Annotated in this window: 2 protein-coding genes; one reads left to right on the top strand and one right to left on the bottom strand. The window is 70.9% G+C overall.

The window, feature by feature from the left end:
* The coding region (locus tag ACFQEU_RS15615) for a plastocyanin/azurin family copper-binding protein (protein WP_379783657.1) at positions 1–1,044 on the top strand (1,044 nt) is incomplete at its 5' end.
* A gap of 158 nt (positions 1,045–1,202) precedes the next feature.
* Here the strand turns inward: ACFQEU_RS15615 and ACFQEU_RS15610 are convergent.
* Positions 1,203–1,582 (bottom strand): DUF6517 family protein (locus ACFQEU_RS15610; RefSeq protein WP_379783655.1); only part of this gene is annotated, 380 nt, incomplete at its 5' end.

Genomic DNA, 1,582 nt, shown 5'->3' with positions numbered 1-1,582 from the left:
GCCGACCCCGAACCGGACGACCCGCCGGAGACGGTCGCGGACGGCTTCGACCTCGACGCGGCGCTGGCGACCACCCTCGACGCGCTGGAGACGGAGCCGTTCACCTACAGCGGCTTCTACGCGGCCCACGCGGACGGCGACACCACCGACCTCGCCGTCGAGAACAGCGCCGCGCTCACCGCGATCGGCGACCCGACCGACCGCGAGGGCCGGTTCGGCTTCGGCGAATCCGACGAGCAGACGGTCCGCCCCGACACGCGCCGCGACGCGACGTACGGGACCGACGTGTACGCCAGCGACGGCTCGTTCACGGTCCGCGAGCGAACCCCCAGGAGCGACGGCGAGCCGGAGTACAGCCGGGAGTCGGGCGACTACGACGAGTTCGTCTCGGAGATCGGGTTCCCGATCGAGGCGTACGCCGACGCCGGGGAGACGTTCACCTTCGACGAGCCCCGCTGGGACGGGGAGCGGGGCGTCTACGTCGTCGAGGGGACCGACACGACGGCCGACGAGTTCGCCGCGTTCAACGCCTGTACGATCGAGATCGACGCCGACGGCGTCGTCGTCGACATCCACGTCGACGTCGAGCTCGACGACGGCGACCGCCTCCGCACCCACGCGAACGGGACCTTCGGCGAGCCCGTCACCGTGAGCGAGCCGAGCTGGCTCGACGAGGCCGAGGAAGCGATCGCGGCGGAAGACGAGCCCGACAGTGGCGACGGTAACGGCGACGGCGACGACACCCGCGAACATGTCGACGAGACCGGCCGGAGCCCGGTCGAGGTCCTCGTCGGCGCGGGCGATAACGGGCTCTCCGTCGAGCCCGCGAACGTGCGCGTGAGCGTCGGCGCGACCGTCGTCTGGCAGTGGACCGGCGAGGGCGGGTCGCACAACGTCGTCGCGCGCGACGGGACCTTCGAATCGCCGCTCCAGAGCCACGGGATCTTCGAACACACGTTCAGCGAGCCCGGCGTCTACGAGTACATCTGCGAGCCACACCAAGCGATCGGGATGGGCGGCCGGATCGAGGTCGTCGAGGAGTAGCCCGTCCGGGGACGTCGACACGACAAAAACCGATCCGCTCGAACGACCTCGACCCAGTCGACCGGTCACAGCTCGTCCGGTGGCGCTCGTTCCGTTAAGGGTCGCTCGTTCCGCCAAGGGCCGCTCGTTCCGCCAAGGGCCGCTCACCCCCGCCGCCTTCAGTGTTCGACGGCTTCCATCAGCGACAGCAGCGTCCCCCGCTCCTCGACCGCTTGCGGATGGACACCCACCAACGCGATCACGTCCTCGCGGTGTTCGACGGTCGCCACGTGGACGAGCGCCGGCACCTCGCCGTCGTCGAGCCCCTCGGCCTCCTCGACACCCTCCGCGTCCGCCAGCGCCTCCTCGTCCACGTCCAGGTCCACCTGCGCCTCGAACGTCGTCACCTCGACGGACTGGCCGAGCACCTCCCGCGTCTCCGACCCCCGCTCCTCGATCTCGTCCACGTCGTCGCCGTCCGGCCCGCCATCGCTCTGGTCGATCAGCCGGCGAAGCAGCTCGACGGGGTCCGCGCGCACGAGCGGGTTCACCGACTGGC

This window comes from Halorubrum tibetense, assembly GCF_042661865.1.
Taxonomy (GTDB): Archaea; Halobacteriota; Halobacteria; order Halobacteriales; family Haloferacaceae; genus Halorubrum; species Halorubrum tibetense.
Note: the sequence above shows the minus strand (reverse complement) of the source record. Positions and strands in the feature narration are given on the sequence as shown.